At 68.5% G+C, this 26073-nt stretch carries 21 protein-coding genes and 3 tRNA genes; 13 read left to right on the forward strand and 11 right to left on the reverse strand.

The window, feature by feature from the left end; all coding sequences use genetic code 11:
- Positions 1-3 precede the first annotated feature (3 nt).
- On the reverse strand, positions 4-672 hold the full coding sequence (locus R2910_10450) for a hypothetical protein (GenBank protein ID MEZ4413394.1): 669 nt from the start codon (positions 670-672) through the stop codon (positions 4-6).
- Between R2910_10450 and R2910_10455 the strand changes: the two genes are divergently transcribed.
- From R2910_10455 to R2910_10475, 5 genes are all read left to right on the forward strand, one after another.
- Entirely contained in the window at positions 635-3481 is a 2847-nt protein-coding gene (locus tag R2910_10455) for a hypothetical protein (GenBank protein ID MEZ4413395.1), read from the forward strand. The two genes, R2910_10450 and R2910_10455, sit on opposite strands and share 38 nt — an antisense overlap.
- A 35-nt stretch (positions 3482-3516) precedes the next feature.
- Entirely contained in the window at positions 3517-4119 is a 603-nt protein-coding gene (locus R2910_10460) for a hypothetical protein (GenBank protein ID MEZ4413396.1), read from the forward strand.
- A gap of 120 nt (positions 4120-4239) precedes the next feature.
- Positions 4240-4321, forward strand: a tRNA-Leu gene (locus R2910_10465).
- A gap of 46 nt (positions 4322-4367) precedes the next feature.
- Positions 4368-4440: transfer RNA gene (locus R2910_10470), tRNA-Thr, on the forward strand.
- 107 nt (positions 4441-4547) lie between these two features.
- Positions 4548-5147: a phosphatase PAP2 family protein gene (locus R2910_10475; protein ID MEZ4413397.1), complete on the forward strand. Its 600-nt coding sequence runs from the start codon at positions 4548-4550 to the stop codon at positions 5145-5147.
- Here the strand turns inward: R2910_10475 and R2910_10480 are convergent.
- On the reverse strand, positions 5137-7080 hold the full coding sequence (locus tag R2910_10480; protein MEZ4413398.1) for a DUF885 domain-containing protein: 1944 nt from the start codon (positions 7078-7080) through the stop codon (positions 5137-5139). The two genes, R2910_10475 and R2910_10480, sit on opposite strands and share 11 nt — an antisense overlap.
- A gap of 97 nt (positions 7081-7177) precedes the next feature.
- Here R2910_10480 and R2910_10485 point away from each other — a divergent pair.
- Positions 7178-7251: transfer RNA gene (locus tag R2910_10485), tRNA-Pro, on the forward strand.
- Positions 7252-7315: 64 nt separating this feature from the next.
- The gene (locus R2910_10490) at positions 7316-8179 is read left to right on the forward strand and encodes a hypothetical protein (GenBank protein MEZ4413399.1); all 864 of its coding nucleotides are present in this window, start codon (positions 7316-7318) and stop codon (positions 8177-8179) included.
- Positions 8180-8195: 16 nt separating this feature from the next.
- On the opposite strand, the gene R2910_10495 is transcribed toward R2910_10490, so the two are convergent.
- The 5 genes from R2910_10495 to R2910_10515 all read right to left on the reverse strand — a co-directional run bounded on the left by R2910_10495 (position 8196) and on the right by R2910_10515 (position 13956).
- Positions 8196-10901 carry a DUF5916 domain-containing protein gene (locus tag R2910_10495; GenBank protein MEZ4413400.1) on the reverse strand — a complete coding sequence of 902 codons (2706 nt, stop codon included), beginning with the start codon at positions 10899-10901 and terminating at the stop codon, positions 8196-8198.
- Between the two features lie 110 nt (positions 10902-11011).
- The gene (locus R2910_10500; protein ID MEZ4413401.1) at positions 11012-11800 is read right to left on the reverse strand and encodes a DUF4097 family beta strand repeat-containing protein; all 789 of its coding nucleotides are present in this window, start codon (positions 11798-11800) and stop codon (positions 11012-11014) included.
- 33 nt (positions 11801-11833) lie between these two features.
- The gene (locus tag R2910_10505) at positions 11834-12673 is read right to left on the reverse strand and encodes a DUF4097 family beta strand repeat-containing protein (protein MEZ4413402.1); all 840 of its coding nucleotides are present in this window, start codon (positions 12671-12673) and stop codon (positions 11834-11836) included.
- A gap of 12 nt (positions 12674-12685) precedes the next feature.
- On the reverse strand, positions 12686-13366 hold the full coding sequence (locus R2910_10510; GenBank protein ID MEZ4413403.1) for a zf-HC2 domain-containing protein: 681 nt from the start codon (positions 13364-13366) through the stop codon (positions 12686-12688).
- Positions 13367-13383: 17 nt separating this feature from the next.
- Positions 13384-13956 carry an RNA polymerase sigma factor gene (locus R2910_10515; protein MEZ4413404.1) on the reverse strand — a complete coding sequence of 191 codons (573 nt, stop codon included), beginning with the start codon at positions 13954-13956 and terminating at the stop codon, positions 13384-13386.
- Between the two features lie 122 nt (positions 13957-14078).
- Between R2910_10515 and R2910_10520 the strand changes: the two genes are divergently transcribed.
- The 5 genes from R2910_10520 (at position 14079) to R2910_10540 (ending at position 20594) form a co-directional block, all read left to right on the forward strand.
- On the forward strand, positions 14079-14915 hold the full coding sequence (locus R2910_10520) for a serine/threonine-protein kinase (GenBank protein MEZ4413405.1): 837 nt from the start codon (positions 14079-14081) through the stop codon (positions 14913-14915).
- A gap of 66 nt (positions 14916-14981) precedes the next feature.
- Complete coding sequence (locus R2910_10525) at positions 14982-16664, forward strand: D-aminoacylase (GenBank protein MEZ4413406.1); 1683 nt, start codon at positions 14982-14984, stop codon at positions 16662-16664.
- A 64-nt stretch (positions 16665-16728) separates the two neighbouring features.
- Complete coding sequence (gene hutU / locus R2910_10530) at positions 16729-18402, forward strand: urocanate hydratase (protein MEZ4413407.1); 1674 nt, start codon at positions 16729-16731, stop codon at positions 18400-18402.
- 7 nt (positions 18403-18409) lie between these two features.
- Positions 18410-19630 carry an imidazolonepropionase gene (gene hutI / locus R2910_10535; GenBank protein MEZ4413408.1) on the forward strand — a complete coding sequence of 407 codons (1221 nt, stop codon included), beginning with the start codon at positions 18410-18412 and terminating at the stop codon, positions 19628-19630.
- A gap of 25 nt (positions 19631-19655) precedes the next feature.
- The gene (locus tag R2910_10540) at positions 19656-20594 is read left to right on the forward strand and encodes a formimidoylglutamase (GenBank protein MEZ4413409.1); all 939 of its coding nucleotides are present in this window, start codon (positions 19656-19658) and stop codon (positions 20592-20594) included.
- On the opposite strand, the gene R2910_10545 is transcribed toward R2910_10540, so the two are convergent.
- Positions 20591-21655, reverse strand: a complete 1065-nt coding sequence (locus tag R2910_10545; GenBank protein ID MEZ4413410.1) for an agmatine deiminase family protein — start codon at positions 21653-21655, stop codon at positions 20591-20593. The genes R2910_10540 and R2910_10545 overlap by 4 nt on opposite strands.
- Positions 21652-22548, reverse strand: a complete 897-nt coding sequence (locus R2910_10550; GenBank protein MEZ4413411.1) for a carbon-nitrogen hydrolase — start codon at positions 22546-22548, stop codon at positions 21652-21654. The genes R2910_10545 and R2910_10550 overlap by 4 nt, the downstream gene beginning before the upstream one ends.
- 102 nt (positions 22549-22650) lie before the next feature.
- On the opposite strand from R2910_10550, the gene R2910_10555 reads away from it, so the two are divergent.
- Positions 22651-24612 carry an Ig-like domain-containing protein gene (locus R2910_10555; protein MEZ4413412.1) on the forward strand — a complete coding sequence of 654 codons (1962 nt, stop codon included), beginning with the start codon at positions 22651-22653 and terminating at the stop codon, positions 24610-24612.
- Positions 24613-24699: 87 nt separating this feature from the next.
- On the opposite strand, the gene R2910_10560 is transcribed toward R2910_10555, so the two are convergent.
- Positions 24700-25488, reverse strand: coding sequence for a hypothetical protein (locus R2910_10560; protein ID MEZ4413413.1), 789 nt, complete (start codon positions 25486-25488; stop codon positions 24700-24702).
- Positions 25489-25614: 126 nt separating this feature from the next.
- The gene (locus R2910_10565; protein ID MEZ4413414.1) at positions 25615-26070 is read right to left on the reverse strand and encodes a hypothetical protein; all 456 of its coding nucleotides are present in this window, start codon (positions 26068-26070) and stop codon (positions 25615-25617) included.
- Positions 26071-26073: the final 3 nt, after the last annotated feature.

The raw sequence follows: 26073 nt of genomic DNA on the forward strand, positions 1-26073 counted from the left end.
AGTTCACCGCGGAGTGCTCGCGCCCGCCATGAGCGCGATCAACGTGACGGCGGGTGCCGCGGCCCAGCTGACCATCGTGCAGCAGCCGTCGGCCTCGGCGGCGAACGGGCGACGTTCGCCCTGCAGCCTACGGTCCAGGTCCGGGACGCCTCGGGCAATCCGGTCTCGTCGGTCGTCGCCGTGACCGCCGCCATCGCCAGCGGCGGGGGCACCGCTCGGCGGCACCGCGACGGTGAACACGAGCGCCGGCGGGCTCGCGACCTTCGCCGGACTCTCGATCTCGGGCACCGTCGGCACACGGACCCTCCAGTTCAGCAGCGGCGCGCTGACGCCTGATACCTCCACTGCGATCACCATCACGGCCGGCGCCCCGACCCAGATGGCCATCAGCACGGGCAACGCGCAGCTGGCGGCGGCGGGCAGCGCCGTGACCACGGCTCCGGCCGTGGTGATCCGCGATGCCAGCAACAATCCGGTCTCAGGTGTCTCGGTGACCTTCGCCGTGGCCAGCGGCGGGGGGAGCGTCGTGCCGGCGACCGCGGTGACAACGAATGCGTCGGGCATCGCGACGGCCACGTCGTGGACCCTGGGCACGGTGGCTGGCGCGAATTCCTTGACGGCGACGGCGGCCCCGGTGGGCATCACGCCGAACCCGGTGACGTTCACCGCCACCGGCACGCCGGGCCCGGCCAGCCAGCTCGTGATCGTGCAGCAGCCCTCGGCCACGGCGGCGAGCGGGGCGGCCTTCGCACAGCAACCGACCGTCCAGGTGCGGGACGCGCTGGGGAACGCGGTGCCGGGAATCATACCGGTGACCGTGGCGATCGCCACCGGTGGCGGAACGCTTGGCGGGACCGCGACGGTGAATACCGACGGAGCGGGACTGGCGACCTTCGCCGGGTTGTCAATCACCGGCACGGTGGGCGCCCGCACGCTGCGGTTTACCAGCGGGGCGCTCACGCCGGACACCTCGACCGTGGTGACCATCACCGCCGGCGCGCCGACCCAGATGACGGTCAGCGCGGGTAACGCGCAGACCGCCGCCGCCGGGACCTCGGTCACCACTCCACCAGCGGTCCTGGTGCGCGACGCGAGCAATAACCCGGTCTCCGGGGTGCTGGTCACCTTCGCGGCGGCCACCGGCGGAGGCTCGGCCCTGCCGGTCGCCGCGGTCGCCACCAATGCGTCCGGCATTGCCGCAGCGTCCTCGTGGACCCTCGGCACGACCGCCGGACCCAATACCCTGACCGCCACCGCCGCACCGGGCGGGATCACCACGAACCCGATCACCTTCACTGCCACCGGCACGCCGGGGGCGGCGACCGCGCTGGCCATCACGACGTCGCCGACTGCCGGCCAGAGCGGGATTGCCGTGACGCCGCAGCCGGTGGTGCGCCTCGTGGATGCCTATGGCAACGCCGTGCTGACGAACGGCGTTCTTGTCACGGCGACGCTCGCCACCGGAAGCGGCACCCTGACGAACGCGACGGCCACGACCACGAGTGGCGTCGCCACCTTCGCCGGGTTGACGGTGACAGGGACCGCCGGCACCGTGAGCTTGCGCTTCGATGCCACAGGGTTGACGGGTGTGACGACCGCGACATTCCCGATCACGGCAGGAACGCCGACGACCTTGGCGTTCAGTGTGCAGCCGGTGACGACGGCGGCGGGCGCAGCGATCCCGGCACCCCAGGTCGAGGTGCGCGATGGGGCAGGGAACCGCGTCACCACGGCCACGACCTCCATTACCGTGGCCCTCGGGAACAACCCCGGCACGAGCGCGCTGAGTGGAACGGCGACTGTCAGCGCGGTGGCGGGCGTGGCGAGCTTCCCGGGACTGTCGCTCAACCGAACCGGCATCGGCTACACCCTTACCGCCAACGGGGGAGCGCTTCCTCAGCAGACCAGTGCGGCGTTCAACATCACGCCGGGGGCCCCGGCCGCGGTCGCCTTTGTGGCTCAGCCGACCACGGTGATTGCGGGTTCGTCGATCGCACCGGCGGTGACGGTCGAAGTTCTTGATGGACTGGGCAATCGGGTGACGACTTCCACGGCCTCCGTCACAGTGGCGATTGGCACGAACGCGGGTAGCGGAACGCTGAGCGGCACGCTCTCCCAGAATGCCGTCGCCGGCCTCGCGACCTTCAGCAACCTGTCGATCGACAAGGTCGGCGTCGGCTACACCCTTGCCGCGACGGCAGGTGCGTTGGCCGGTCCCGTCAGCTCGGCGTTCACCGTCAGTCCGGGTGCCGCCTCTGCGCTCGCCATCACGTCGATGCCGACCACCGGGTCGAGCGGAGCCGCGCTGACACCAGCCGCGGTGATCCGCCTGGTGGATGCTAACGGCAACACCGTACCGACGACCGGCACCCCGGTGACCGCATTGCTCAACAGCGGGGCAGGATCTCTTGGCGGCACGACTGCAGCGAATACGACCAGCGGGCTGGCAACCTTCAGCAATCTGATCCTGACCGGGGCGGCCGGGCCGTACACCATCAATTTCAGCTCGACTGGCCTCTCGCCGATCGTCTCCGGACCGATCACGCTCGGCGCGGGTGCGGCCACGACGATCGCCGCGAACTCGACGCCGGCGGACAGCGGCACGGTGGGCACCGCGGTCACCCCACTGCCGTCGGTGCTCGTGACGGACGGAGGCGGTAACCCGGTGAGCGGGGTGGCGGTCACCTTTGCGGTGACGGCCGGCAACGGGAGCATCACGGGGGGCGCGACGACCACGAACGGAAGCGGCGTGGCGACGGTCGGCTCGTGGACCCGGGATGTGGTGGCGGGCGCCGACACGCTGACAGCAACGGCGGCGGGCCTGGCGGGCAGTCCGGTGCGCTTCACGACCACGGGCGTGGCGGGCGCGGCCAGCTCGGTCTCGGCGGTCTCACTCACTTCCCAGAGCGCCACCGTGGGAACGGCTGTCGGCGCGCCGCCCTCAGTCGTCGTTCGTGATGCAGGCAGCAATCCGGTGGCCAACGTCCCAGTATCGTTCGCGGTGACGGCTGGAGGTGGGAGTGTGGTTGGTGCGGCGGCAACGACGAACGCAAGCGGGATCGCGACACTCACCTCGTGGACGCTGGGCACCGTGGCAGGCACCAACACGGTGACGGCGACGGTCGGCGCGCTGGCGCCGGTGCCGTTTAACGCGACGGGGACGGCAGCCGCAGCCTCCAAGCTCGCCGTCATACAGCAGCCGTCGACGTCGGCAGCGAGTGGGGCGGCCTTTGCGCAGCAACCGACGGTGCAAGTCCAGGATGCGGCAGGGAACCCGGTGGCCGAGTCGGGAACCGTGGTGACGGCGTCGATCGCGAGTGGAGGAGGGACGCTGGGCGGTACCCCACCGCCACGACGGGCGCAGGCGGGCTCGCGACATTCACGAACCTGTCCATCACGCCGGTACAGTGGGCGCGCGGACACTGCAGTTTACGAGCGTGCCGGTGCAGGACGGCGGCGACGTCGGGGAGCATCAATCTGACGGTCGGCGCGGCCAACACGATCGAGTCCAACTCGGTGAGCACGCAAAGTGACACCGTGGGCCTCCCGGTAGCGGCACCACCGTCCGTCAAGGTGACCGACACGGGCGGCAATCCCGTGGCAGGGGTATCGGTCACATTTACGATCACGGGTGGCGGCGGGAGTATCGTCCCCATATCAACGTCGCCGGTCGTGACAGACGCCGGTGGAATCGCGACGCTGACTTCGTGGACCTTGGGCACGGCCACGGGGACGAACACGGTGACGGCGACGGCCGCGGGCCTGGCCGGCAGCCCGGTGCTCTTCACGGCGACTGGGACGGCGGGGCCGGCGACCAAACTGGTAATCGCACAGCAGCCGTCGACCACCGCGAGCACCGGCGTGCCATTTCTCCAGCAACCGGCCATCCAGCTGCAGGACGCCTTTAGCAACCCGGTGCCTCAGTCCGGGACCATCGTGACCGCAGCGATCTTCTCCGGGACGGGAACGCTCGGTGGGACCTCGCTGACAGCTTCCACTGACGCCAATGGCCTCGCATCGTTTGCCGACCTCTCGATCACTGGCAGTGGGGACCACACCCTCCAGTTCACATCGGGGGGCCTCACGGCCGCGACGAGTACCACAATCACCCTACCGTGACCGAAGGTCGGATTGACGAGTTCGGTGCATGGGTTGCTAAGAACTGGAATCACAGGCACTTGGATCTGGCATTTCCCGACTTGACCCACCCCGAACGGGGCGGTATTATCCCCGCCGCCTGCCCTGGTGGTGAAACTGGTAGACACGCTATCTTGAGGGGGTAGTGCCGAAAGGCGTCGCGGTTCGAATCCGCGCCAGGGCATACAGACCGGGGCGCACAGATGTGCGCCCCTTTGTTTCACAGATCGGCCACTGTAGCTCAGTCGGTAGAGCACCGCATTCGTAATGCGGGGGTCATCGGTTCGAATCCGATCAGTGGCTCTCTCACCTGCGCCGTCCCTTCCGGGCGGCGCTCGTGTTTTCCGGGCGATCGCCCCGGAATTCGCTACCTTTCGCCGCATGCCTTCCCACCCGCGAAGGGACTCCCGATGACGAAGCGATTCCTGCTGGGCGCCGTCCTCGCGATCGTGGCGGCCCATCTGCTCGATGGCTGGGCCTATGCCCACCTCGCCATGCCGAAATTCGCCAACACCGACCTCGGTCGCCTCTTCCGCATCGAGGGGTTCCTGCCGACCTGGTGCTTCGTCGGCGCGGCACTCGTCCTTCACGACTGGCCCAGGCGGATCGTCGAGGGGACGGGTGCGGTGTTCCGGCGGGGGCTGCTGGTGGTGGGGTCGGCAATGCTGGGTGGGGGGCTCGCCGAATTGACGAAGATCCTCGTCCGGCGCCAGCGACCCGCCGCGGGGGCTGGCGAGTATCTCTTTCGGGCGTGGAGCGACCGACCCTTCAGCACGTCGGGCCTGGGCATGGCGAGCAGCCACGCCGGCGTGGCGTTTGGCGCGCTGGCCATGCTCGGCCTGCTCTTTCCCCGCACGCGACCGGTCTGCTACCTGTTGGCCGCTGCCTGCGCGCTCAGCCGCGTGCTGGCCGGCGCGCATTTCCTGAGCGACGTGACCGCCGGAGCGGTCCTCGGCATCGTCGCGGCGGGCCTGCTGTGGCGCCGCTTTCCGTCGCCGGCTACCCCTTGAGGAAGTCCTCCCGGAAGTAGCCGGTCGGAATCGTTCCCATGCCCATGAACTTCTCGTGGAACGCCTTCAGGTCGAAGGCCGTGCCCTGCTTCTGCTCGGTCGCAGCACGCAGGTCCTGGATGTTGTGCTTGCCGAGGTTGTAGGTGATGGCCTGCGTCGGCCACTTGGAATAGCGGTAGATGGCCCGGTTGGCCGTGTCGAACGCCGCCTTGGCAACCGGATCCCTGGCCTGCCCGGCCCGCGCATCGGGGAAGAAGTCCACGTGCGCCGCGAAGTAGTCCACCGCCTCGTCAAAGGTCATCCGGCCGGTGTGGATGCCGACGTCCACCCGGACACGGACGGCGCGCATCAACTGCCCCTGCAGCATGTAGAGGTACTCCCCCGGCTCGTAGAAGCCATACGCGCGCCCGGCTGACGCCTCGGCCATCAGCTCCTCGGCGTAGAGCGCCCACCCCTCCGCCGACATCGAGTCCTCCCACATCGAGAACGAGTCCTCCACGGCGCCAGGCGTCAGCCAGCGGATATCGGTGATCTCCGCCGCGTGCTGGGTCATGTACTTGTAGTCCCAGTCGTGCCCGGGAAACCCCTCATGAATGGCCGTGGTCGCCACCGAGCTCCGGTTGTTGAGCTTGAGCGCGCCCGGGTCATTGTCGGTCGGAGTCAGGTAGAAGCGGCCGACACCGGTGGTCTTGAAGGGCGGGGCGGGGTAGTACGACGCATCCGTGGTGCTCCGAAGGACCGGCGGGGTTTCGGTCACGACCAGTTGGTAGTCCGCCGGGATGTCGAACATCTGCTGCTGCCGCCCGTACGCCACCGCGCGCACCCCCGTCTCCCGGTACCAGTCGAAGAGCTCCGTGTCGTTCTTCGGCGAGTCCTTCGCGAGGTAGTCCATGACGGCACGGACGCTGGCGCGCTGTTCCGCATCGGAGCCGAACGCGAGGCCAAGGCCGGAGTCCTTCGACACCTCCTGCGCCACCCGATAGATCTTCGCCTCGTACTCCTCCACCTGCTTGGCGCCGTATTCATACAGCTCAGCGGGTGTGCGCGTGTCGCGCAGGCAATTCGTGACGCGCCAGGCGTATTCCTCTTCTCCCACGGCGTAGCGGTCGATCGTCTCGTTCAGGTCGTAGGTCTCGGCCATGAAGGTAGCCAGCCCCGCGTACGCCGCACCGGCGGCCGCGCCGGCGGTCTTGAGCTGGTCGACTGTCGTGGCCGCGAACGGACGGTCACCGATATACTCGGCGGCGAGGCCCGGCAGCGTGGTGGTGAAGTAGTCCACGTTGGCCTTCGCGCCGGCAATCCCGTCGCGAGCCACCAGGCGCCGGTCGGGGATGTTGCCCGCCGCCTTGCCGGCCAGGAGATTCTCCCTGGCCACATTGACGTAGGCAGGAACCGCCCCCACCCTCGCCACCACCAGGGCCCACTCTTGCTCGGTGCCGAGCAGGCCGTTGCCGACGTCCGTCATCCCCTGGATCTGCCAGTCGATGCCGCGGAACGGCTCGGCGACGTAGGTGTCGACGCATCGCTCCTGATATCGGCGCTCCGCCAGCTGATGCACCATGTACCCGGCCTGGGCCTGCACGACGGCGTGGTCGATGCGGGACTGGGAGGTCAGGGTGTCGACCGGAATCGTCGCCAGGGCGGTCAGCACTGACTGGAGGAACGTCACCTCGTTGCCGAGCGCCGTCGGGCTGAAGTCCCGAAGCCGTCCGTTGACCGGCGTCAGGGTGGCCGAGTAGCCATCGCCGCCCAAGTAGGTGCAGGTGACCGGGTTGAGCTCGAGCGTCGTCAGGAAGTACCGCTCCCGCACCGCGACGAAATCGGCGTCTTCGGCGGCGGAGGGAGCATCGGGGCGACAGGCTGAGAGGGCGCGCAGGGCGCCGAGGGCGGCAACGCCGCCGACGGTGCGATGGACGAAGGAACGGCGATCCATGTCGTCTCCGGGGTGATTGCGTGGGGTCCTGCAACATAATCCGGCCTCAGCCCCTTCCCCAAGCCGCGGCGAGGGGCTACTTTTGGGCCTCGATTCACGGGACGTAGCGCAGTCTGGTAGCGCACTGCAATGGGGTTGCAGGGGTCGCGGGTTCAAATCCCGCCGTCCCGATCATCAGCGGCCGGCCTTCGGGCCGGCCGCTCTGTTATTACCACCCTCGACCGAACTCCCGCCGATGCCCAAAATCGCGCTCGCCACCTGTCTGGCGCTTCCCGACCTCGATGAGGAGGACGCTCCCCTGGTCCCCGCCCTCGCCCGGCTCGGGATCGAGGGGGTCCCCCTGGTCTGGAACGATCCATCGATCGACTGGGCCGCGTACGACATGGTGGCGGTCCGGACCACCTGGGACTATCCAAACAAGATTGCCGCCTTTCTCGAGTGGGCCGATCGTGTGGCCGCCGTGCGGACCCTCTGGAACCCCGCGCCGATGCTGCGCTGGAACACCGACAAGCGATATCTCAGGGAGCTCTCGGAACGCGGTGTGCCGATTGTGCCTACCCGCTGGTTCGAGCGCGGTACGACGGCGGATCTCGCGGCGCTGGCGCGGGACGAAGGATGGGAGACGATCGTGCTCAAACCGGTGGTGTCGGCGGGCGCACGGCGGACCCGGCTGGCGGGCCCCGATGCGATGGGGGAGGGCCAGACGTTCCTGACCGAGCAGCTGACCCAGCGAGCAATGATGGCCCAGCCGTATGTGGCCGAGGTCTCTACCACCGGGGAGCTGTCGCTCCTCTACTTCAACGGGCGATTCAGCCACGCCGTGCGGAAGATTCCGGGGGTCGGGGACTTCCGGGTCCAGACCGAGCACGGCGGCAGGGTGCTTTCGGTGGAGCCGACGTCGGTGGAACTGGCCGCCGGCCAGCGGGTGCTCGATGCGCTCGGTGAGGAGACCTTGTACGCCCGGGTCGATCTCCTGCCGACCGCCGATGGCGAACAGCGTCTGCTCGAGCTCGAAGTCACCGAGCCCTCGATGTTCCTCCGGTGGGACCCGGAGGCGCCGGCGCGCTTCGCCGCTGCCATCGCCGAGCGGCTGGGCTGAGCCCGGCCAGCCGCATTCAGTGAATTGAGAGCCAGTAGGTCGCCTTGACCACGAACACGTTGTCTCCGGGGACGGTACGTGTGGCGACGAGATCGCCCGCCCGAATGCCACTCCCCGCCTCCACGCCGTCCTGGTAGCAAATCCCCGAGTCATAGCCTCCGGAGCAGAACGAATTGCGGTTCTGCTGCCAGATGAGGAAGAGTGTGCTGCCGGGCCGATATTCCCAGCGGAGTACGGCGTTGCTGCGGTAGCTGAGGACGTTGAAGTTGTCGTTGGGCAGGGCAAACACGTCGCCGTTGTTGCCGTCCGTCACGGTGTAATTGCCGTCGGGTTCCTGGGCGATGGAGGTGTTTCCCGTCCCGTAGGTCAGGAGGGTGGACGCCCCGGCCGCGGTCAGCTGACCGTATTCCGAGTACTCGCCGCTCGCCGCGAACGGCTCGGCGTACACTTCGAGGGTGAGGGTCGGCGAGAACGAGTAGTTCAGCCGCAGCTGCATCGAGAGCGTGGTCTGGTCGACGGACGCGAACACGTACCGGGTGCCGTAGGTGGCGGCGGGGCCGCCCTCGACCGCCGAGACATACTGTCGCGGGTCCACGGAGTGCTGCCACCGGGGCGCGACTGAGAACTGCCACCGGCTTCCCGGGCGCGCCAGCAGGAAGAGGCTCACGCGCTGGTTGGCGTAGCCGTACTGACCCGTGGCGAACGAGGTGTTCAGGTTGCCCCGGATCGAGCTTCCTTCGCTGCTGCCGACGCTGGCCTCCAGCCCCCACTGGTTGCCGACGCCCATCAGCGGCCCCCCGCGCGTCAGGTCGTCGCTCGTGGCGGTCGGGCGATAGAATCCGCCGAAATAGGTCCGCCAGAAGTTCTTCCAGGTCTGGTTGGTGTTCAGGCGCGCAATGGAGTAGGTCCGCGTCCCGCCAAAGTTCCAGCCGGAGGCGCCGAAGAGCCCGAACCGGTAGTTCTGGAAGGTTATTCCCGGGGTGTCTTCCCGGTAGTTGATGTAGGCGTCGGTGTCGATGTCGTTGGTGCTGCTGAGCCGGCCGGCGTCGTTCAACTCGAAGCCGGGCGATTCCGCGCCAACGTCCAACCCGCCGGTCCAGTGCCGGCCGCCGGTCTTCTCGAAGTCGAGGCCGAACGTGTATCCCGCCAGGGAGGTCTGTCCGAACACCGGGGGGAGGTAGTCCTGGCCCGGTTGCTGGAAGTAGTGTGCCGACGAGGTGGCCACGGCCGTGATGGCCTCCTCCGTGCCGCTGATATAGCTGAACCCGGCGTGGCCGCTGATCTGGTACAACCCCCCGCTCAGGCGGGCGAGCCAGTCGGCGCCGCCCGTGATCGCCTGGTCGACCATCTGCAGCGAGAGCGGGGCGGCGTCGGTGAAGCTCCGGGAGAGCCCGGTGAGCGTCACGCCGACGGTCGAGGCGTTGCTGCCCACCTCCTGCTGCGCCCTGGCCACCGCATAGAAGGTGGTGGGTTCGACGGCGATCTTCTTGTACGCGTTCGAATCGGCGATGTAGGCGGTCGCGTATTCGCGCTGGGTCAGCGCGGCGAGCGCGCCAATGGACATGCCTGACGAGGTCCGCCCGGTCAGCTTCGCCGCACCGAGGATGGTGGCGTACCCGGGCTCATCGACGAAGTCGGCCTCGTCCACGAACGCGCCGGTCGGGTAGCCCCGCGGCTGGCCCCCGATGCGGCGTGAGTAGTAGTACCCGGGGCCGTTTCCCTGCAGGAGCTGGTTCCCCTCGATGAAGAAGGGGCGCTGTTCCGGGAAGAAGGTCTCGAAGGCGCTGAGATTGACCTCGGCCGGGTCGGCCTCCACCTGCCCAAAGTCGGGGTTGATCGTGGCGTCGAGCGTCAGGTTGGAGCCCAGTCCCACCTTGAAGTCCGCGCCGGCCCGGAGATCACTCTGGCTGCCGTCGTTGAAGGGGTTTCCCTCGCCGGGCGCGCCGACGAAGTTGGCGGTGCCCGCGATGTAGGGGATGAATTCCGCGCTCCGCCGCGGCTTGATATCGTCCATCCCGACCAACGTCCCGAAATGCGAAAAGAACCCCGATTGCGTCCTGGGGATCACCACCCAGTAGATGTCCTCGTTGAAGCTGGGACGCCACCGGTTGATGTTGAGGCCCCATTCCTGGACTTCCTGCTGGTTAAACCGGAGCTGGGAGAAGGGAATCCGCATTTCCACATACCATCCCAGGCTGTCGAAAGAGATCTTCGCCTCCCAGATCGGGTTGTACGCCGGGTCCCGGTTGTCTTCCTCGTCCTCGGGGTGGTAGGAGTCGGACAGCGCCCCGCCGGAGCTCACGCCGAACCCGTACCCGGTCCGCTTGTCGCGGTACGGGTCGAGCGACACGATGAAATATTCGGCGTTGCTGAACTGGTCACGGCGGGTCACCGGGCGGGGGATCTCCGCCACCCGGCTGCTCCAGAGCCTGGCACCCACGTAGAGGGCGTCGTTGTCGTAGAGGAACGCGACCGCCGTGCTGTCCGTCGGCGTGCCGTTGACGATGGGGTCCTTCTGGTGGAAGTCGGTAAACCACTCGGCGGTGGCCCAGGCTGGGTCGTCGAGGTGCCCGTCGACATGGGGCGGAAGGCCCATCACGTGCTTCGCGTGCGCCACCTTACCGTCGCCGGGATCGGCGGCCTGGGCGGTCAGCGGGACCACCGGGAACAGAGCGATGAGAAGAAACGGGAGAATTGGGTGTCGGCGGTGCGAAGGCGGCATTTCGGCTCAGGCTGGGCGTGAGACGGGCTGTCGTGTGGAGGCACGACAGCCCGCTGTTGCAGCATCACTCATCTTGCCGGACGAGAGCGTCCGGGCTCAGGTTTCAGCGGTCACGAGCCTTTGGCGAGGGTGATGCTGCCGTTCACCGTTGCCAGGTCGAGCGTCCGGCCGCCCGCACCGATGGTCCCGTGAATGCTCCGGGGGCCAAACTTCCCCTGGACCGTAAGCGGGAACTCCGACTCGATGCTGCCGTTGACCGTCTTCCCGTTCACGTCGGCGCTGAAGTTGGCCGGCAAGGTGGCGCGGATGCTTCCGTTGACGGTGCTCAGGTCCACGGTGCCGCTCCAGTCGGCCTTGCCCATCGAGACGTCAATCTGTCCATTGACCGTGTTCGCCCGGACGATGCCGGACGCCACCACCCGGACGTCGCCGTTTACCGTCGACACGTCGGCGTCGCTCCCGAGCCGTTCCGTGCTGATGGAGCCATTGACCGTCCGACCGGCAAACTTAACACCGGCCGGCACCTGCACCGTGAAGTTCACCGATACATCATTGTCGTTCGTGGACATGTGGCCTTCGTCGCCTGCGCCGCAGCTGTTGGCCCGCTTGCCGCTGCTGGGGTACACCGCGCAGATGGTGACACCGGCGGCGCTGTTCACCACCTCGATCGACACGGTCGAGGGGTCCGACTTCCTCCCCTTCTTGACGGCGGTGACCACCACGTCCGAGCCCGACCCGGCGGTGGCCCTGATGCTGCCGTTGACGCCCTTGATCTCAATGGTCTTGCCGGCGGCGACGGCGCCCTTCCAGTTCCAGTCGGTGCTTTGCGCCGTCGCGGCGGTGGCGGCGACGCCCGTCAGGGCGAGGGCCGCGAGGCCGGCCAGATAGTGTCGGTGCATATCGGTTCTCCTGTGCGGTAATGAGTGAGCCGTCTATTTCTCGAGCCGGATGAGGCCGTCGAACGCCTCGAGGTCGAGGCGTGCGCTGCCGGTCCCGACGGTGAAGCTGAAGCGCTTCCCTTCCTGGCTGCCGCTGATGGTGACGGGCATGGCGGATTCGAACTCGCCATCCCACGTCGAGACCGACACCGTCGCGTTCAGTGCACCGACCGGCCGGATCGAGATGTCACCATCGTGGGTCTTGAAGCCATAATTGCCGTTGGCCGCGATGGCGCCACTGAATCGGATGTCCCCATCCACGGTATTGATCCGGATCGAGGACGACGTGATGCCCTCGAGCCGGACATCGCCGTCCACGCCCTGAACATTCAGCGCACCGACGAGGTCCTGGACGGTGACGTTCCCGTCTACCGCCTGGATGTCGAGGTTGCCGCGCACCCCGTTTGCACGGACGTCGCCGTCCACGGAGCTGAGGTCGACGTTGTCCGCACCGCCGCTCACGGTCACGTCGCCCTCCACTGAGCGGGCCTTGATGGGGGCGGCGATGCCGGAGACGGTGATCGGCGTCTCGACGCCCTGGAGGCTGACCGTCATCCAGGCGGGGGCGTTGATCGTCAGGTCAATCTCGCTCGGGCCGTGGCGCATGCGCTGCGCCACGCGGACCTCGCCGCCGGAGTACTCGACGCGGATGTCTCCATCCTCGTCCTCGGACGTCCAGCGGATTTGTACGTCGTTCCGGTTCCAGCCAGTGACGGTGATCCGGCCGGCGTGGTTGTTCACCGACAGCCGCGTTCCCTTGGCGACGGTGAGCGTAGTGTCGGGGTTCGTGCCGGCCAGGACTACGGCAGCGGCGAGGGTGGTGGCGAACAGCATCGGGTGGTCCTTTCAGCTCGCCGCGTTGGCGAGTGTGGTGGCCTGCTGGAGCAGTGCGAGCTTCTGTTGCATCGAGCTCGCCAAATGGGCGTTCAGATAGGCGTTGGCCGGGTCGGCCTTCAGGGCGACGCGCGCCTCCTCGATGGCGAGGTCGATCCGCGACAGATTCCGTTCGAGCACCGCAACGGTCTTCGGCGACAGGTGACTGCGCCCGGCCTCGAGGGCCTGCTCAAGGTCGTGTACGGCGGTGTCGTAGCTCTCCTCGGCCTTGATCGGGAGGCCGACGGGCACCACGCGCAGCGTGGGGGCGTCGGCGGTCACGGCGACCGGGGCTGAGGCGCCCGGTGCGCGCAGGACGATGGCGCTGGTGCCCGCGCCCACCGCCAGCAGGAGCACCGCGGCGGCGGCGAGCTGTGGCATGGTGAAGGAGACGCCACGCCGAGCCCGCCTGGCGGAGAGATCCACGACCGGCGCGCCGGCGGCACCGATGCGGCTGGCGATGCCGGCCCAGAGGTCACCGTCGACCGGGCGATCAACCAGCGCGTGCGCGCGGTTCACCACCCGGCGAAGCTCGCTGACCGTGCTCCGGCAGGCCTCGCATTCAGCGAGGTGCGCGTCGAGCGCCGCGCGCTCGGCGGGGGAGAGGTCGCCGTCGAGGTATGCAGAGAGCCGATCCGTCCATTGGTCCGTCATGGGATCCTTCCCGTCGTTCAGTCGAGCCACGAGCGCAGTGCCATGCGCGCCCGGTGGAGTTGCGATTTCGAGGTGCCTGTCGCCAGGCCCAGCATGTCCGCGATTTCCTCGTGGCGATACCCCTCCACGTCGTGCAGCACGAATACCTCTCGGGCCCCGTCGGGGAGCCTGGCCAGGGCGGTTTCGAGGTCCATCGCGACCTCGGGTGATTCCCGTCTCGAGGAGGCACTGGCCAGCAGCTGCTCGTCCTCGCTGAACCGGTTCCGCCGCCGTCCCCGGGCTTCCCGGTGCGTCAGGATCACGTTCACGGCCAGCCGGTGCAGCCAGGTGGAGAAGGCGGACTCCCCGCGGAACGTTCCCAGCTTCTCCCAGGCGCGGACGAAGATGTCCTGGGTCACCTCGTCGCTGTCGTCGGGGCCGTGCATCCGGCGAACCAGGTTGTGGACCCGCGTCACGTGCCGCCGGTAGAGGCGTTCGAAGGCATGCGCATCCCCACTCGCGGCGAGGGTGACCTCAACCGCATCGGCTGCGTACCGGGATTCGGATGGGTCTCGGGACAGGGCCGGGACTCCGGAGGCTGAAGTTTGCATGCACGGGATTGGACACCCGCAGGTCCGAAAAGGTTGCACGGCACCGGACAGGGGGCAATTCCCCTCCTTGCGCGCAGGGGGCCGGAGGGCCGACTTTACATCATCTACCGGAGGGTGTCTGCATGCGGCGTGACCTGCTCCCGATGATCCAGGAGGCCCTGCGCGGCAAGTACGTTGTCGAGCGGGAACTGGCGCGTGGCGGAGCGGGGCGCGTGTTTTTCGCTCGGTCGATGGACGGTCAGGCCATTGCCCTGAAGGTGCTGCATCCGGAGCTGGTGGTTACCGCCACCGCCGACCGCTTTCTCCGGGAAATCAAGACCCTCTCCCGCCTCGAACACCCCCACGTGGCCAAGCTGCTCGACTACGGCGAGCACGAGTGGCTCGTCTACCTCGCCATGGCGTACATCGAGGGCCCGACGCTCAAGGAGCACATTGCCCAGGTGCGCCGGGTGTCCATCGACGACGCGGTCCGCATCGGCCGGGATGTCCTCGGCGCGCTGGCCTACGCCCACCAGAACAACGTGGTGCACCGGGATGTGAAGCCAGACAACATCGTCCTCTCGACCGAGGGGGCCATGCTGCTGGACTTCGGGATCGCGCGGGCCATCGAGGCCGTCGGGGACGAGAAGTTGACGCGATCCGGCTTCACGGTCGGCACATCGTCCTACATGAGCCCGGAGCAGGTCGTCGCGGTCAGGGATTTGGATCACCGGAGCGACATCTATTCGCTCGGCTGTGTCCTGTTCGAGGCGCTGGCCGGACGACCGCCATTCGTGCACCGGAGCGAGGCCGTGGTCCTCCAACTGCAGCAGACCGCTGAGGCGCCTTCCCTGGCGGAGCTCCGCCCGGAGGTGCCTGCGGCGCTCGCCGGAGCCGTCCAGCGGGCGCTGGCCAAGGATCGTGACCAGCGCTGGTCGAGTGCGCTCGAGATGCGCGCGGAGCTCGACCGCCTGGCCTGACGAGCTCGCGTGGATCCCGTCCGAACCCCGATTCACCCTCCCGCAGCCCCCTTCCGGACCGTCCTCATGCGCCTCCGTGCCTGCCTGTTGCCTGGACTTCTCCTCTCGCTGGCCGCCTGTCGACCGGCACCCGCCTACGACCTCGTCATCCGGCACGGGACGGTCTACGACGGGACGGGGGGTGCACCGATCGACGGGAACGTCGCCGTGGTGGGGGACTCGATTGTCGCCGTGGGCGACCTCGGCTCGGCGCGGGGCCGGGTCGAGGTGGACGCCACCGGGATGGCCGTGGCGCCGGGCTTCATCAACATGCTGAGCTGGGCCAACGAGGACCTGCTTGCCGACGGACGCTCCCAGAGCGACATCCGGCAAGGCGTGACCCTCGAGGTCATGGGTGAGGGTGAGTCGATGGGCCCGCTCACCGACTCGATGCGCGCGGAAATGATCGCGCAGCAGGGCGACATCAAGTTTGACGTCCCCTGGACGACACTCGGTGAGTACCTCGACCATGTCGTATCGCGCGGCATCGCCACCAACGTCGCCTCCTTCGTCGGCGCCACGACGGTCCGGATTCACGAGGTCGGCTACACCAACCGGCCGGCCACGCCCGAGGAGCTGGCACGGATGCAGGACCTGGTGCGGCAGGCGATGGCCGAAGGAGCGCTCGGCGTGGGCTCGTCGCTCATTTACGCACCCGCCTACTACGCCACCACCGAGGAACTGATCGCCCTGGCGCGCGCCGCGGGCGAGTCGGGCGGGATGTACATCTCCCACATCCGTGACGAAGGGAAAGGGCTCCTCCCGGCCACCCGTGAGCTCATCACCATCGCGAGCCAGGCCGGTGTCCCCGCCGAGATCTACCATCTGAAAGCGTCTGGGCGGCCGAACTGGGCCAAGCTCGATTCGCTGATTGCCCTCATCGACTCCGCCCGCGCAGCAGGCCTGCGCATTACGACGGACATGTACACCTACCCCGCGAGTTCGACCGGCCTCGATGCCACGATGCCCACCTGGGTGCAGGAGGGAGGGCAGGCCGCCTGGATCGCCCGGCTGAAAGACCCGGCCATCCGCACGCGGCTGCTGAAGGAAATGCGGGGTGAAGGAGGCTTCGACAATTCGTTCAAGAACGCGGGCGGTGCGGACGGCATCCTGCTCGTCAGCTTCAAGAACCCGGCCCTCAAACCGCTGACGGGCAAGACCCTGGCTGAGGTGGCCGCGATGCGGGGGACATCGCCGGAGGAGACGGCCATGGACCTCGTCATCGAGGATGACAGCCGGGTGGGGTGCGTGTTCTTCACGATGTCCGAGGAGAATGTCCGACGGAAGATCCAGCTCCCCTACATGAGCTTCGGATCCGATGGCGGCTCGAAGAGCGCCGAGGGGGTGTTCCTCCTCTCTGGGACACACCCGCGGGCCTACGGAAACTTTGCGCGCCTGCTGGGCAAGTATGTGCGCGAGGAACAGTTGCTGACGCTTCCGGAAGCCATTCGCCGACTCACCTCGCAACCCGCCGACAACCTGAGCCTGGCTCGGCGGGGACGGCTCGCGCCCGGGAACTATGCCGACATCGTCGTGTTCGACCCGGCCACCATCACCGACCGCGCCACCTTTGCCGAGCCGCATCAGTACGCCACGGGTGTCAGCCAGGTCTGGGTCAACGGCACGCAGGTGCTCCGCGACGGGGAGCCGACCGGCGCCGCCGCGGGGCGGGTGGTGCGCGGCCCCGGCTACCGGGCCTCGGTGAATTGAGACGGTATAGAATCCGTCTCCCGAGCGTTAGATTTCCGGTTCCTCTTCGACCTGTGATCTGCTCATGACTGCCACTGTCGGTTACTCTCCGATTCACGCCCCCCGGGGCACGGCGCTCTCCTGCAAGGGCTGGCATCAGGAAGCCGCCCTCCGGATGCTGATGAACAACCTCGACCCGGCCGTCGCCGAGCGGCCCGAGGAACTCATCGTCTACGGCGGCGGGGGGAAGGCCGCCCGCGACTGGCCGAGCTACCACCGGATCGTGTCCACCCTGCAGCGCCTCGAGAACGACGAGACGCTGCTGGTGCAGAGCGGCAAGCCGGTCGGCGTCTTCCGGACCCACGAGGAGGCGCCGCGCGTCCTGATTGCCAACGCCAACCTGGTCCCCCGCTGGGCCAACTGGGACGAATTCCGCCGCCTCGACGCGCTCGGTCTCACCATGTACGGCCAGATGACGGCCGGGTCGTGGATCTACATCGGGACCCAGGGCATCCTGCAGGGCACCTACGAGACCTTTGCGGAATGTGCGCGCCAGCATTTTGGGGGTACCCTGGCGGGCCGCCTCGTGGTGACCGGCGGGCTCGGCGGCATGGGCGGCGCCCAGCCGCTCGCCGCCACCATGAACGGCGGGGCGTTCCTCGGCGTGGATGTCGACGCCACCCGCATCCAGCGGCGGGTCGACACCGGCTACTGCGACGCCATCTCCACCGATCTCAACGAGGCCCTGGCCCTGGTGGAGAAGGCGCGCGCCGAGCGGCGCGGCTATTCGGTGGGGCTGGTCGGGAACATCGCCGAGGTGCTGCCCGAACTGGTGCGTCGCGGCGTCACCCTGGATGTCGTCACCGACCAGACGTCGGCGCACGATCTCCGGGTCGGCTACATCCCCGTCGGGCTCGATCTGGCGCAGGCAGCCGAGCTGCGCGAGGCCGATCCGAAAGGGTACGAGGACCGGGTGCTCGACTCGATGGTGGTGCACGTCAACGCGATGCTGGAACTGCAGCGCCGCGGTGCGGTGGTGTTCGACTACGGCAACAACCTGCGGGGCCAGGTGGCGGACCTGCGCGCCATGCCGGAGGCGTTCGACTTCCCCGGCTTTGTGCCGGCGTTCATTCGCCCGCTCTTCTGCCGTGGTGCCGGGCCGTTCCGCTGGGCGGCGCTCTCCGGCAACCCGCAGGACATCGCCGTCACCGACGACGCCGTGCTCGAGACCTTTCCGAAGAACCAGGCGCTGGCCCGCTGGATCCGGAAGGCCAGGGAGAAGGTGCACTTCCAGGGGCTCCCCGCGCGGATCTGCTGGCTGGAGTACGGGGAGCGCGCCGAGATGGGGCAGCGCTTCAACTGGCTGGTCAAGAAGGGAAAGGTCGAGGCGCCGATCGTGATCGGGCGCGACCATCTCGACACGGGATCGGTGGCCTCGCCCAATCGGGAGACCGAGGGGATGATGGACGGTTCCGACGCGATCGCCGATTGGCCGCTGCTGAATGCGATGCTGAACACGGCGTGCGGCGCCAGCTGGGTCTCCCTCCACCACGGCGGCGGGGTCGGCATCGGGTACTCCATCCACTCCGGCATGGTGGCGGTCGCTGACGGGACCGAGATGGCGGACCGCCGGCTGCAGCGAGTGCTGACGGCCGATCCGGGGACCGGGGTCATGCGCCACGCCGACGCCGGATATCCAATCGCGATCGAGACCGCCAACGAGCGTGGGGTGGACCTCCCGATGATCAACGGCAAGTGACCCGCGCGTGACGGTCCTCCGCAACATCGGCCTCCTGGCCACCTGCCGTCCGGCGGGCGGGCAGGGGGAGATCCACCTGGTGCCCGGGGCGGCCGTGGCATGGGAGGGCGAGACCATCCGGTGGGCTGGTCCCGACTCCGAGCTGCCGGCGGAATACCGCGCTGGCGACTCGATCGACGCCGGAGGACGGCTCGTCGTGCCGGGACTGGTGGACTGCCACACCCACCTGGCCTTCGGCGGGTGGCGTGCCGACGAGTTCGAGAAGCGCCTGCAGGGCGTGGGATACCTCGACATCGCGCGGGCGGGTGGCGGGATCATGTCCACCGTGCGGGCGACGCGTACCGCCACCGACGACGAACTCCTCGCGAAGGCCTCCGCGGCGCTCGACGGCATGCGCCGGCTCGGTGTGACGACGGTCGAATGCAAGAGCGGGTACGGGCTGGATGTCGAGACTGAGCTCCGCCTGCTCCGGGTGTACCGGGCGCTAGCGGGTGTCCAGCCGACCCGGCTCGTGCCCACCTTCCTTGGCGCCCACGTGGTGCCCGCCGAGCACCGGGCCGACCGCTCCGCGTATCTCCGCTTGCTCCTCGACGAGATGATCCCGGCGGTGGCCGCCGCCGGCCTGGCCCGCTGTTGCGACGTGTTCGTCGAAGACACGGCGTTCAGCGTGGATGAGGCACGGGAGATCTTCCTCGCCGGAAAGGCTGTAGGGCTCGCCCCGAAGCTGCATGCCGACCAGCTGTCAGCCGGGGGCGGCGCGGAACTGGCCGCCGAGGTCGGGGCGCTCAGTGCCGACCATCTCGAATGCGCATCCGATGCCGGGATCGCCGCGATGGCGGCGGCCGGCGTCGTGGCGGTGAGCCTTCCGCTCGCGACGCTCTACCTGAACCAGACGCCGATGCCAGCGCGGAAGTTCATCGAGGCGGGGGTGCCCGTGGCCGTCGCCACCGACTTCAATCCCGGGTCGGCGCCGAGCTGGGATCTGCCGCTGGCCATGATGCTCGCCTGTAACCTGCAGCGGATGACGCCGGCGGAGGTGCTGAAGGGGGCGACGTCCATCGCCGCCAAGGCGCTCGGGCTTGAGGGGGAGGCCGGCGAAGTGGCGGCAGGATGCCGCGCCGACCTGGCCGTCATTGACGCGCCCGACGTCAACCACTGGCTCTATCATTTCCGCCCGAACGCGTGCGTACTTACTGTCGCCGCCGGTCGCGTCTGCTGGCAGGCCTGACCGTCCCAGTCACCCCGGGAACCTCATGCTGAACTTCACCCAGCCCGACGTGCTTCTCCCGGTCACGGGGGCCGACGACCCGCGCATCGGTCATCTGCTGGGCACCCAGCTTGCCGACGGCACGGTGCCGCGCGTGGTGCTCGTGGGGTTTCCGTCGGACGAAGGGGTGCACCGGAACGGGGGCCGGGTCGGTGCGGCCGGCGCGCCGGACGAGATCCGGCGGATGCTCTTCCGACTGACGCCGGACGCCGAGCGGTTCGAGGAGTCGGTGGACCTGCTGGCGCACACCCTCGACCTCGGGAACCTGGTGCTCACCGACGACGTGGAGCAGGACCAGGCGCTGCTCGGATCGGCGCTCGCGCCGCACCTGGCGGCGGGGTCCTTCGTCATTGTCCTCGGCGGCGGGCATGAAACGTCGTTCGGGCACTTCCAGGGATACGTGCCTGGAGGAGAGCGGGTCGGGATCCTGAACTGGGACGCGCATCCGGATGTGCGGGAGTTGCAGGACGGGCGCGGTCACGCCGGGTCGCCGTTCCGCCAGGCCATCCTGGACCCCTCCGGCGCCTGCCGCCAGTTCGTGGCCGCGGGGCTCCTGCCCCACGTGGTGGCGCGCTCCCACCTGGAGTTCCTGGCGGCGCATGGCGCGCGGTTCGTGTGGCGCCGCGACCTGTCGCCGGCACGGATCGACGAGATCTACGGGTCGCTGGAGGGGCCGTCGTTCGTGAGCTTCGATCTTGACGCGGTGGAGCAGTCGGTGGCGCCGGGCGCGAGTTCACCCGCCGTGGGTGGGATCACCGCCGACCTCTGGCTGCACGCCGCGTATCGCGCGGGGCGGACCCGGGCGGTGCGGTCCTGCGACGTGGTGGAGATGAACCCGGTGTACGATCGCGACAACGCCGCGGCCCGGCTCGCGGCCGTGACGGTGTGGCATGTCCTGAAGGGGTTGGTGGAGCGGGACCTCTAGGCCAGCGCCGGCCACTGCTGTGACACGCAGTGGAAGGCGCCGAGTCCCCAGACGAGATCCACCGCGTTGATCGGCACCACCCGGCGGGTGGGAAAGAGTTCCTGCAGGGTGGCGCGGGCGGTCTCGTCGCGGGCGGGATCGTACGCGGGGAGCAGCACCACCCCGTTGGCGATGTAGAAATTCGCGTAGCTGGCGGGCAGGCGCTGGCCATCCTGGTAGAGCGCGCGCGGCATCGGCAGCGTCACGATGCGCAGTGGCTGGCCATCCTGGTCCGTCATCCCCTGGAGCCGCCGCAGGTTGTCCTGCAGCGGCTCGTAGTTTTCGTCCCGCGGGTCCTCCTCGACCACCGTCACCACCGTCCGCTCGTCGGTGAACCGGGTGATGTCGTCCACGTGCCCGTCGGTGTCATCGCCCACGATCCCGTCGCCCAGCCAGAGGATGTGGGTCACCCCGAGATAATCCCGGAGATATCCCTCGATCTCGTCGCGTCCGAGCTCGGGATTGCGGTTCGGGTTGAGCAGGCACGCTTCCGTGGTCAGCAGGGTGCCCGCGCCGTTGACGTCGAGCGACCCGCCCTCCATCACGATGCCGGGGTGGAACACCGGGATGTGGTACGCGGCGCCGATCCGGGTGGGGATCACGTCGTCAAGGTCGAAGGGGGGGTACTTGCCGCCCCACGCGTTGTACCCCCAGTCCACGATGGCCTCCTCGCGGCGCCCGTCGACCTCACGCTGCACGAAGCAGGGGCCGTGGTCGCGGCACCAGGCGTCGTTGGTCGGATTCTCGTGCAGGACGACGCGACCGACCGGCAGGTCGAAGGGGCGGAGCAGGGCGAGGAGGTCCGCGGCCATCTCGGGGCCCGCGACGTTGATGTGGACTTCCTCGTGGGGCGCGAGCTGCCGGACCATCTCGGCGAAGACGACCGGCACTGGCTCGAACTTGCCGGGCCAGGACGCCTCGTTGTGCGGCCAGGAGAGCCAGGTGCCACGGTGGGGGGCCCACTCTGCCGGCATGTGATAGCCGAGCGCGGCGGGGGTGGGTTGGCTGCGGCGCGTGCTCACCCGTCGAGGTACCGCTGGGTGATGTCGCCGTAGGCGTCGATGCGGCGGTCGCGGAGAAAGGGCCAGTGGGTGCGCGCCACGTCGGTCAGCGCGAGGTTGCACTCGACGACGAGGACTTCCTCACCCTCGCCGGCGCGGGCGAGGACCGACCCGTAGGGATCCGCCACGAAGCTGCCGCCCCAGAAGTCGATCCCGTTGGGTGCGGTCAGCCCCTCGTGGCCCACCCGATTGACCGCGACCACGAAGACGCCGTTGGCAATCGCGTGGCTCCGCTGCATCGTGGTCCAGGCGTCCTTTTGCGCGGCGCCGTATTCCGCCTTCTCGGGCGGCAGCCAGCCGATGGCCGTCGGATAGAAGAGAATCTGCGCCCCGCGCAGCGCCGTCAGGCGCGCAGCCTCGGGGTACCACTGGTCCCAGCAGATGAGGACGCCGATCCGGCCCACCGCGGTGTCGAAGATCCGGAAGCCGGTGTCGCCGGGGGCGAAGTAGAACTTCTCGTAGTACTGCGGGTCATCCGGAATATGCATCTTCCGGTACTTGCCGAGGTAGCTGCCGTCGGCGTCGATGACGGCGGCGGTGTTGTGATAGAGCCCTTCCGCGCGGCGCTCGAAGAGCGACGCCACGATCACCACCCCCAGTTCAGCGGCCACCGCCGAGAGCGACGTCGTGCTCGGCCCCGGGATCGCCTCGGCGAGGGCGAAGTGGGCGTGGTCTTCCGTCTGGCAGAAGTACTCGCTGCGGAAGAGTTCCTGGAGGCAGACGATCCTGGCGCCCTTCGCTGCGGCGGCCCGGATTCCCGCGACGGCGCGGGCGAGGTTGTCGGCGGCGTCGGCCGAGCAACGCATCTGGACCAGGCCGACCGGGACGGTCCGGGAGGGAGGGGCTGTAGGCATGCCGGGAAAATAGGGCTATTATCACCGCCTGCAACTTCCGGGCGGTCGCCTCCGTCCGGCAGCCACGCCCGCCGGTTCCCCTTCGTCACTCGGAGCTCCACCATGCTGATCCCGTTGCTGCTCGTTCTTGCACAGAATCCTCAGCAGGCCGCCGCGCCGGTCATTGCCAGCGTGCAGGTGACCCCGGCGAGCGCGGAGGTGCAGGTCGGCCAGACGCTCCAGATGCAGGCCCGGGCGCTGGGGAGCGATGGGCAGCCGATCGCGGGGGTACGGATCCGCTGGTTCGCCGCCGGGAACGGCGGGAGCATCGACTCGACCGGCCTCCTGACCGGCGGGTTCCTCGGGACCGCCCAGGTCACTGCGGTGGCTTCACTGCCGGGCTCGAAGGGCGCCATCGGCCAGGCGGCGGTTCACATCGTGCCGGCGCCGGCGGCCGTAGTGGAATTTGTGGACGCCCCCGCGCGCCTCGTGGCGGGCACCCGGCTCACCTTGCTGGCCGCCGCCTTCAGCGCCCAGGGGGACCGCCGCTCGGATGCCATCGGGTTCACGTCGAGCAATCCGAGAGTGGCCACTGTGACCCCTGATGGTCGCCTGAGCGCGCAGGCGGCCGGGAGAGCGGTGATCACCGCCAAGGCGGGGGAGGCGTCGGCCACGCTGCCGATCGAGGTCCTGGCCAATTCTCTCGCCTCCCTGACGATTGCCCCGGCCACTACTTCGGTCCGAACCGGGGACGTGGTGCCGTTCTCGGCGACGGCGGCCCAGAAGAGCGGGAAGCCGCTCGGTGATGTCGCGACCCGCTGGAGCGTGGCGGGCGGGCAGGGGGTGGCGATGATCGGGCCCGACGGGTCATTTGTCGCGGAAGCCCCAGGGAGCTACACAGTCACCGCCGAAGTCGGGGGCCGGTCCGCCGATGCGATGGTGACGGTGACGGCCCGCAAGGTCGGGCGGGGCTTCGAGGTGCTGGGGAGGGTGCCGGTGTCGCAACGCGCCGCGGAGGTCTGGGTGCATCCAGACGGCAAGTGTGCCTACCTGACCACGATCTCGGACCGGGTCTACGCCATTGACGTGTCCAACCCGCGGGTGCCGACGATCGTCGATTCGATGATGACCGATGCCCGGCTCGTCAACGACGTGATGACGACGGAGGACGGCAAGTACGGCGTCTTCTCGCGGGAGGGCTCGTCGAACCGCAAGGACGGCATCGTCATCTTCGACGCGAGCGACGCCTGTCACCCGAAGCCCATCTCTTCGTACACCGAAACGGTGTCGGGCGGGGTGCACAGCACCTACGTCTACCAGGGGCACGTGTACCTGACCGACGACGCGACCGGCTCGATGCGGGTCATCGACATCCGGGATCCGCTCCAGCCGCGCGAGGTGGCGCGGTGGCAGACGGAGCAGGTCACCGTCGGGCGGTACCTCCACGACATCGCGGTCACCGACGGCATCGCCTACCTGAGCTACTGGGATGACGGACTCGTGGTGCTCGACGTCGGCAACGGCGTGAAGGGGGGCAGCCCGGAGCATCCGGTGTTCATTTCCCAGTTCAAGTACGACCTCGACGCGCTGTACGCCCGAGTGGACGAGTACTGGGGATTGAGCGCACGCGGGACCCACACCGCCTGGCGCCAGGGGAAGTACGTCTTCATCGGCGACGAAGTGTACGCCAGCAAGCCGTCCCCCGGCCTCAAGGACGGCAATGACCTGACGTTCGGACGGCTGCAGGTGCTGGACGTGTCGAACCTGGAGAAGCCGAGGCTGGTGGCCTGGTACGAGCCGACGGACGGCGGCGTTCACAACATCTGGGCGGCGGGCGACACGCTCTACATGGGCAATTACCAGGGGGGCGCGCGGGCGGTGGACATCTCCGGCGAGCTCAAGGGGGACCTGCTCCGCCAGGGGCGGGAGATGGCCTGGACCTACACGGCCGACGACAAGGGGGTCAAGCCACGCGCCACCTTCGCGTGGGGCGCCGTGGTCAAGAACGGCATCATCTACGTGCCGGACATCAACACCGGGCTCTGGATCCTGAAGCTGGAGCCGAAGGACCAGCCGACGCCGTAGCGGTGGGGCAGCGGGACAGTGGGGCCGCAAGACGACGACCCCCCGGGAGAGTCCCGGGGGGTCGCGTCATGTGTGCCGGGGAGGTGCTCAGGTCGGTTGTTCGCAGGTCCCGCCGGAGAAGCTCCCCGCGCTGATGACGGCAGGGCCAACCTTGACCTCGTACTCGCCACCGATCCCGAACTCGTCGTACTCGCCCGTCGCCGTCAGTGATCCCTCCGGCGCCGTTTCGTTGATCGTGATGGTCGAGGCAGTCGCCGTTCCAGTGAAGGTAAGCCCACCGCCGTCGTTCCCGACTGCGGTGCCCAGCACGGACGTCCCGGCGATCACGACGCTGAAGCTTCCGAAGTCCTCTGTTGGAGGATCGGTCGTGAAGTTCTGACCAGCGAAGCTGCCGCAGAGCGCGATGGCCGGTGCGCTGCCGGTGCTGCTCGCCGCGATGGCAGTGCCATCGGCGGGTCCGGGAGCGGTGAAGAGCCCGGTGAGCTGACCGTTCTGGACCGTGCCTGTGATCGTCCACCCACCACCGGTCATGTTCAGGTTGCCGCCATCCAGGGTGCCGGTAAGCGCAACGGGTGCGCCGCCTCCCAGGCTGACCGTTCCAGTAGCATTCACAGCGTGCGCTGCTGGACCAGGCAGGCCCGGCTCCCGGCTCCGGCGAGATTGGGGAGCGGAGACGGCACTGGCAAAGGTGATGGAAAGCGGGCCCGTCAGCCCGCTGGAGCTGGCGACCAGCCCGACGTAACTGGTCGATGCACCGGGTCCGCCGCCGGTGTTGGTGTCGCTGCTATCGTCGCTGCAGCCGGCCAGAAGTGTGCCAGTGAGGGCGAGCGAGCAGAGCAGGTGGCGGGTGGCGGTGAGGTGGGGGCGAGCAAGCATCGGAACCTCCGTGGAGAGAGTATACCCCAGGCGGACTCACGTGGGCTCGGGCCCGTGAGCCGGGTTCCAGTATGCAGGCCGGTACCACATGATGCAACCATTCCTGCGGCAGGGCGGCACTGGTGTCTAGGAGGGCTGGTAGGTGGCCGCCAGTCGCAGCATCGTCAACACTACCACCGATCGCCCGGTCCACACGGCCACCCTGATCCAGTTCAGGCGCGCAAACCTCTGGAACCCATCGGGGTGGAACCGGTCCACCGGGCCATGCCCGACGGCATACCGGACCACCGGGACGGTGATCCAGGCGCAGAGGAGCAGGCCCAGGTTGATCCCGTGGAGCCACGGGGGAATCCCGGCGGGCTGCAGCAGGGCGACGCCGACGCCGCTCCCCCCTTCGATCACCACCAGCGGCCAGAAGAGCGCCCGGGAGATGCCACGGTAAATCCGGACGTGATGTGGCCAGTTGTCGGGGGTGGCCCGCGCGAGCCGAGGAATGATCGTGAGCTGGATGGTCCACACCACCCCGGCCAGGAGCAGGGTGGTGGCCGCGTGCACCAGCAGCAAGTCGTGGGTCAGGGGCATCCG

It is taken from the genome of Gemmatimonadales bacterium, assembly GCA_041390145.1.
GTDB lineage: Bacteria > Gemmatimonadota > Gemmatimonadetes > Gemmatimonadales > GWC2-71-9 > SPDF01.